The organism is Amycolatopsis sp. NPDC043887 (assembly GCF_056435665.1).
The window spans coordinates 350,860-356,859 of record NZ_JBWKEB010000008.1; the positions used below are offsets into that span (position 1 = coordinate 350,860).

Below are 6,000 nucleotides of genomic sequence, written 5' to 3' on the forward strand. Positions count from 1 at the left end.
CGAAGCCCGGGCCGGTCGGGGCGGCCCGGGCTTCGCAGGATCCTGTCGGCGGAGCTGAAGGTGCACCTGTAGAGGTGACCGTACGCGTGAACCCGCCCGGCCGAAGGGCCCCGCTATCGCGGTGGCAGGGCGCCCAGTCCGCATCCGTGACGTGGATGACCGGATGGCGCCCTGCCGACGTCGATCGCGGTCGCGGGTTCACCACGGACACGCAGCGGTCGGATCAGGCGTCGAGGTCGGTCGCCACCAGCTCGGCGATGGCGTCGACGGCCGCCTCGGCCCCCTCACCCTCGGCACTGATGATGACCTCGTCGCCGTAACCGGCGGCGAGCGTCATCAGGTTCAGCACGCTGCCGGCCGCGACCGGGTCACCGCCCGCCTTGGCGATGTGCACCGCGACGGGCTGCGCCGCGGCCGCCTTGGCGACCGTCGCCGCGGGCCTGGCGTGCAGGCCCACCTTGCTGGCCACGGTGACGCGTTTCTCCGGCATGTTCTTTCCCTTTCGTGCCTTCGGTTCTGCTGAGCTGAAACTACTTGACGGGCTTCGCCGCGGTGGCTTCGAGATCGGCCTCGATCGCGTCGTCCTCGCGGCCGGGGGTCCGCAGGTTCCACTTCTTGATCACGAAACGGAAGATCACGTAGTAGACGACCGCGTAGGCGAGACCGATCGGGATGAGCAGCCAGACGTTGCCGCTCGCCGCCGGGAGGGAGCTGTTGAGCGCGAAGTCGATCGCGCCGGCGGAGAAGCCGAAGCCGAGGTGGATGTCGAGCGCGTTCACCAGTGCCATCGACGTACCGGTCAGGATCGCGTGGATCAGGTACAGCGGCCACGCGACGAACATGAACGAGAACTCGATCGGCTCGGTGATACCGGTCAGGAACGAGGTCAGCGCGCCGGCGATCATCACACCGCCGACGATCTTCTTCTGGCTGGGCTTCGCGCTCTGCCAGATCGCCAGCGCCGCGGCGGGGATGGCGAACATGAAGATCGGGAAGAACCCGGTCATGAACGTGCCGCGGGTGGGGTCACCCTTGAAGAACTCGGTCAGGTCGCCGCCGTCGAAGATGAACCAGACCGGCACGTTCAGCAGCTGGTGCAGACCGACCGGGATCAGCAGCCGGTTCAGCACACCGTAGATGCCGCCACCGACGACCGGTGCGCCCGTGACCGCCTCGCCCGCGGCCTGGATGCCTTCGTTGACCCAGTGGAAGACCAGGCCGAAGGGCACCGCGAGGAGCATCAGCGTCAGGGCGGTGATGATCGGCACGAACCGGCGCCCGCCGAAGAAGGCCAGGTACGGCGGCAGTTTGATGCGGTAGAACTTCTGCCACAGCAAGGCGGTGACCAGACCGACGATCACACCGGCCAGCACACTGTAGGACCACTTCATCGGGTTGAGCATCAGGCCGGCGGGCTTCTCGGGGTTCCAGCCCGGCAGCTCGGAGAACGGCGTGAACACCTGGAGGACGCTGGTGAACACGAAGAAGCCGACCACGGCGGCCAGCGCGGTCGCGCCGTCGCTCTTCCGGGCGAAGCCGACGGCGATACCCACCGCGAACAGGAGCGGCAGCCAGTTGAACAGCGAGTTGCCTGCCGCGCCGAGGACTTCGGCGACCTTGTCCCAGCCGAGGCCGTCCTTGCCGAGCAGGTCGGGTTGGCCGAACCTGTTCAGGAGCGCGGCGGCGGGCAGGGCGGCGATGGGGAGCATGAGGCTGCGGCCGAAGCGCTGAAGCCCGGCCAGTCCCTTGCCTTTGCCCTTCGCCCCCTCCGCGGTGGTGGAGCTCATCGGGTACCTCCGTAGTGAGGATGATGACCGGAATCCGGGGTGTTCCGGTCCAGCTGCATGGTGACCTGGTAGTGATCGCCCCGGTACCAGGAAGTCATGTCTTCGATCGGTTCCCCGTTGACGCTGGAGACCCGGCGGAAGACAAGAAGCGGACTGCCGGCGCGCATGCCGAGCAGGCGTGCCGTTTCGCGGTCCGCGGATTCGGCCCAGACCGTCTGCCACGCGTGGTCCGGGCGCAGGTCGTACGACTGGGCGAGTTGGACGTACAACGATCGGGTGAGATCGAGGTCGAGCAGACCGGGCATCCGGCCCGCGTGATACCAGCCGCGTTCGACCGCCAGCGGCACCCCGTCGGCACGGCGGAGCCGGACGATGCGGTGTGCCGGAGTTCCGGCGGCCAGACCGAGCGCGTGCGCCGAGGGGGCGGGCGGGACCTCGGTGGCGGTCTTGACGACCTCCGTGGTCGGGGTCATCCCGCGACGGCGCATGTCCTCGGTGAAGGACATCAGGTAGAGCTGCAGTTCCATCCGCCTCGCGGCGGTGAACGTCCCCTTGCCGCGCACCCGCGACAAGAGCCCTTCTTCGACCAGCTTGCCGATCGCCGAGCGGACCGTGAGTCTCGACACCTGGTAGGTCTCGGCGAGGTCACGTTCCGAGGGGATAGGTGAGCCGGGGGGTAGCTCACGCTCCACCGTGCGGCGCAGAATCTCCCGCAGCTGGGCGTGCTTGGGCGTCGGTCCGTTGATCACACGGTCGGACGGCGGCAGCTGCGCCGAAGCGCTCATGATGGTCACCGTCCTTTCGGGCCGGTCGGTTGGGGAACCCGTACTCGCATCTGGTCCGGAAGATTGGTACGTTCCGGTCTAGACCAATGATCCGATGGGGCAGGATGCTCCGTCGCACGAGCGGGTGTCAACCACCGTTACGCGTTCGTGGCCAGGGATCACGTGCGAGTCGGCGAACGGCGTAGTACAGCTGGTTCGCATGTGGGAAACCGACAGGGAACAGGGAGACCGCGATGGCGGATGACAGGGCGGAAAAGATCCTCGCGGGGCTCGGCGGTGCCGAGAACGTCATCGAGGTCGAGGGGTGCATCACCCGGCTCCGCTGTGAGCTCGAAGACATGAGCCTGCTCGACGAGGCGGCGCTGAAGGCCGCCGGTGCGATGGGCGTCGTGCGCATGGGGGCCGGTGTCCAGGTCATCGTGGGCCCCGAGGCCGACAACATCGCCAGCGACATCGAGGATCTGCTGTGAGTCTCGAGATCCTCAGCCCGGTGAGCGGTAAGACGACCGCTATGACCGAAGTGCCCGATCCGGTCTTCGCGCAGGCGATGGTCGGCCCCGGCATCGCGGTCCTGCCCTCGGGCGGACGCCAGGACGCGGTCGCCCCGGTGGACGGGACGGTCGTGACCCTGCACCCGCACGCGTTCGTGGTGGCCACCGAAGACGGCCGCGGCGTGCTGGTCCACCTGGGGATCGACACCGTGAAGCAGAAGGGCGAGGGGTTCACCCTCCACGTCGTCAAGGGCGAGGCCGTCCGCGCCGGGCAGCCGGTGGTCGGCTGGGACCCCGACGCGGTCAAGGCCGCCGGCTACTCGCCGATCGTGCCCGTGGTGGCGCTGGACGCGAAGGCGGAAGTCCTTTCCGGGCTGCTCACCGGTGGCGACGTCGAGGCAGGCGACCCGATTTTCACCTGGGACAGCTGAAAGCTTGCCGAAAGGGTCCCTTTAGGACGGAATTCCCGTCCTAAAGGGACCCTTTCCGCGTTTTCTCAGGCCGTGACGACCTGGCCGTTCGTGACCTTGACCGCGATCGAGGGCAGCGGCTGGTCCGCCGGTCCCTTTTTGACCGCGCCGGTCGCGGCGTCGAAGATCGAGTTGTGGCAGGGACATTTCAGCTCCGCGCCCTCGGGCACGACCGCGCACCCCTGGTGCGTGCAGATCGCGCTGAACGCGGCCGCCGTGCCTTCGGCGGTCCTGGTGACGATGACGTCCTTGCCGTCGGCGGTCTTGGCGGCCTTCGCCTTGCCGACCTCGATGTCGGAGAGCGCGGTCAGGGTCTCACCCGGCGCGGCGGCGGGCGGTGCGGCGGTCGAACCGGACGGCGGGTTGCTGTCGCTTCCGCAGGCCGTGAGGGCCACGGCACCGACGGCCGCGCCGGCGACGGCGGCCCCGGTGGTCAGGACGGTGCGGCGGGAGTGGAGTTCGGCAGTCATGCCCCTACACACGGTCCAGACGGCCATCCGGTTCAATTTCGGCGGCCATCGGGAGCGAGATTGAACCGCGAGGCCCGTTTTTCCGTGTTCAAAGGCATAGAGGAACCGAACACGCGGAAAGAGATACGGACATGATCCGGTGGTTGTTGCGGGCGGTGGTGGCGGCGGGCCTCCTCGGCTCGGCGTGGGTGCATTACGTCGTATGGCAGGACTGGGCCTCGGAAACGGATGTGGTCGGTCCGCTCTTTCTGGTGAACGTGGTGGCGGGCGTGGTCATCGCGGTCGCCGTCCTGGTCTGGCGCCACTGGCTTCCCGCGCTCGCGGCGATCGGTTTCGGCTTGGCGACACTGGGCGCGTACGTGCTCTCGCTGACCACAGGGTTCTTCGGCGTCTCGGAGCGCTTCACCACCCAGGCCGAGCTGTGGGGCCTGATCACCGAAGTGGCTTGCGTGGTCTTCGCGCTCCCGCTGCTCCTGAACCGGGAAAGCACGGATCGGTGAAGGAATTCGCGGAGGACCGGCTGATGCGGGCTTTGCACGACGAGCACGCGGCGGCACTGTGGTCCTACGCGCTGCACCTCACCAGCGGCGACCGGGTCCGCGCGGAGGACGTCGTCCAGGAGACGCTGCTGCGGGCCTGGCGCAACGCCAAGGTGCTGGACCAGTCCGAAGGGTCGGCGCGGGGCTGGCTGTTCACCGTCGCGAGACGGATCGCCATCGACGACTGGCGCGCTTCCGAGGCCCATCCCGAGGTGGTGACCGGCCAACCACCCGAAACGGCGGTCACCGACGGCACCGAACGGGCCGTCCAGGGCTGGCTGGTCGCCGAAGCCCTCGGCGAACTGTCGCCGAGACATCGGGACGTCCTCGTCTTGTGCTATTTCCAGGGTTACTCCGTCGCCGACGCCGCGAAACGGCTGGGTGTGGCCGAAGGGACGATCAAGTCGCGGACGCACTACGCGTTGCGGGCGCTGCGGCTGATATTGGAGGAAAGAGGGGTGACTCAATGACCGACCCCTTCGCCACCTACGACGCGGCCTACGTGCTCGGGGCGTTGTCCCCGGAAGACCGGTCCGCCTACGAGAAACACCTTCGCGTCTGCGACCGGTGCGCGGAATCCGTGCGCGACCTGGCCGGGATCCCCGGACTGCTCGCCCAGGCCGGTGCCCCGGCGCTGCAGGAGGACGAACCGGCGCCCTCGCCGGACCTGCTGCCGACCGTGCTCAAACGGGTCCGCCGGGGAAGGCGGATCCAACGGGCCATCACCACGACCGCGGCCGGGGCGGCCGTGGCCGCCGGTGTCGCGCTCGTGGTCGTCCTGACCGGGCCGGTCGTGGCGGCAGGCGACCCGATGACCCCGCTCGGCGACTACCCGGTGACCGCCGAAGTCGCCATGTCCGCCACGGAGACCGGCACGAAGGTCGACATGACCTGCAGCTACGGCGGCAACCGCAGCGGGGACTACATCCTGGTCGCCGTCGGCGCCGACGGTGGCACCAGCGAGCTGGCGTCCTGGCGCGCGATGCCCAAGGACACCGCGCATATCGTGGTCGGCACCGCGATGCGCACCGGGGACATCAAGGCGCTGGAGATCCGCACGCCCTCGGGTCTCCCGCTGCTGCGGATGACCCCCTGATCCCGGTGTCAGGACAGGCCTTCGGTGCCGGACGCGAGGCGGATTGCCTTCGGTCGCGGAAAACTTTCGGGGTCTGTGGCGCATCGGTTGCTGCTGGTGGCCCGTGACCACAGTGACGCCGCCGGGCAAGGCCGTCCGCGCGAGCCGAACCCACCACAGAGCCCGGACACTTCCTCGACTGTCCACAAGGGACTATTCCTGGGGTGACAGTGCCCGATTTGAGGCATTTGCGAGAGTCTGGACAGGGGTCGTGAGTGGCAAAGAGGGGTTTAACCCCCCTTTCCCCTCCCAACCCCCCCCTGACGCGGTCCCCCGTGAACAAACCAGGAGCTCCGTCTGGTGAAAAAGTCTCGTGAGGGAAC

At 68.3% G+C, this 6,000-nt stretch carries 8 protein-coding genes and 1 pseudogene; 5 read left to right on the top strand and 4 right to left on the bottom strand.

All coding sequences use genetic code 11. The annotated features are described in order from the left end of the window. Positions 1-223 precede the first annotated feature (223 nt). The 3 genes from AC069H_RS23400 to AC069H_RS23410 are packed head-to-tail and all read right to left on the bottom strand — an operon-like array spanning position 224 to position 2,572. Entirely contained in the window at positions 224-490 is a 267-nt protein-coding gene (locus tag AC069H_RS23400; protein ID WP_007031200.1) for an HPr family phosphocarrier protein, read from the bottom strand. Between the two features lie 40 nt (positions 491-530). Then, positions 531-1,787 (bottom strand): PTS transporter subunit EIIC, encoded by a 1,257-nt coding sequence (locus AC069H_RS23405; RefSeq protein ID WP_340683155.1) that lies wholly within the window; start codon positions 1,785-1,787, stop codon positions 531-533. Next, entirely contained in the window at positions 1,784-2,572 is a 789-nt protein-coding gene (locus AC069H_RS23410; protein WP_192745282.1) for a GntR family transcriptional regulator, read from the bottom strand. The genes AC069H_RS23405 and AC069H_RS23410 overlap by 4 nt, the downstream gene beginning before the upstream one ends. A gap of 224 nt (positions 2,573-2,796) precedes the next feature. Here AC069H_RS23410 and AC069H_RS23415 point away from each other — a divergent pair. Next, a pseudogene (locus AC069H_RS23415) lies at positions 2,797-3,042 on the top strand (PTS sugar transporter subunit IIB); the annotation flags it as partial. Next, complete coding sequence (locus tag AC069H_RS23420) at positions 3,039-3,494, top strand: PTS sugar transporter subunit IIA (protein ID WP_016333082.1); 456 nt, start codon at positions 3,039-3,041, stop codon at positions 3,492-3,494. The pseudogene AC069H_RS23415 and the gene AC069H_RS23420, both read left to right, overlap by 4 nt. Positions 3,495-3,559: 65 nt before the next feature. Here AC069H_RS23420 and AC069H_RS23425 read toward each other — a convergent pair whose 3' ends face one another. Further along, on the bottom strand, positions 3,560-4,003 hold the full coding sequence (locus AC069H_RS23425; RefSeq protein WP_340683153.1) for a Rieske (2Fe-2S) protein: 444 nt from the start codon (positions 4,001-4,003) through the stop codon (positions 3,560-3,562). A 131-nt stretch (positions 4,004-4,134) separates the two neighbouring features. Here AC069H_RS23425 and AC069H_RS23430 point away from each other — a divergent pair, with 131 nt between their 5' ends. Genes AC069H_RS23430 through AC069H_RS23440 form a run of 3 tightly spaced genes read left to right on the top strand, consistent with a single transcriptional unit; the run spans position 4,135 to position 5,638 of the window. Beyond that, complete coding sequence (locus AC069H_RS23430; protein ID WP_478227922.1) at positions 4,135-4,503, top strand: hypothetical protein; 369 nt, start codon at positions 4,135-4,137, stop codon at positions 4,501-4,503. Next, on the top strand, positions 4,500-5,012 hold the full coding sequence (locus AC069H_RS23435; RefSeq protein ID WP_125675061.1) for a sigma-70 family RNA polymerase sigma factor: 513 nt from the start codon (positions 4,500-4,502) through the stop codon (positions 5,010-5,012). The genes AC069H_RS23430 and AC069H_RS23435 overlap by 4 nt, the downstream gene beginning before the upstream one ends. Then, complete coding sequence (locus AC069H_RS23440; RefSeq protein ID WP_478233822.1) at positions 5,009-5,638, top strand: anti-sigma factor family protein; 630 nt, start codon at positions 5,009-5,011, stop codon at positions 5,636-5,638. Before AC069H_RS23435 ends, AC069H_RS23440 begins: the two co-directional genes overlap by 4 nt. Positions 5,639-6,000 lie beyond the last annotated feature (362 nt).

Bases quoted from the DNA above. Each gene is read 5' to 3' on its own strand.
- AC069H_RS23440 (WP_478233822.1), top strand. From the start codon at position 5,009: ATGACCGACCCCTTCGCCACCTACGACGCGGCCTACGTGCTCGGGGCG.
- AC069H_RS23405 (WP_340683155.1), bottom strand. From the start codon at position 1,787: ATGAGCTCCACCACCGCGGAGGGGGCGAAGGGCAAAGGCAAGGGACTG.
- AC069H_RS23400 (WP_007031200.1), bottom strand. From the start codon at position 490: ATGCCGGAGAAACGCGTCACCGTGGCCAGCAAGGTGGGCCTGCACGCC.
- AC069H_RS23430 (WP_478227922.1), top strand. From the start codon at position 4,135: ATGATCCGGTGGTTGTTGCGGGCGGTGGTGGCGGCGGGCCTCCTCGGC.
- AC069H_RS23410 (WP_192745282.1), bottom strand. From the start codon at position 2,572: ATGAGCGCTTCGGCGCAGCTGCCGCCGTCCGACCGTGTGATCAACGGA.
- AC069H_RS23425 (WP_340683153.1), bottom strand. From the start codon at position 4,003: ATGACTGCCGAACTCCACTCCCGCCGCACCGTCCTGACCACCGGGGCC.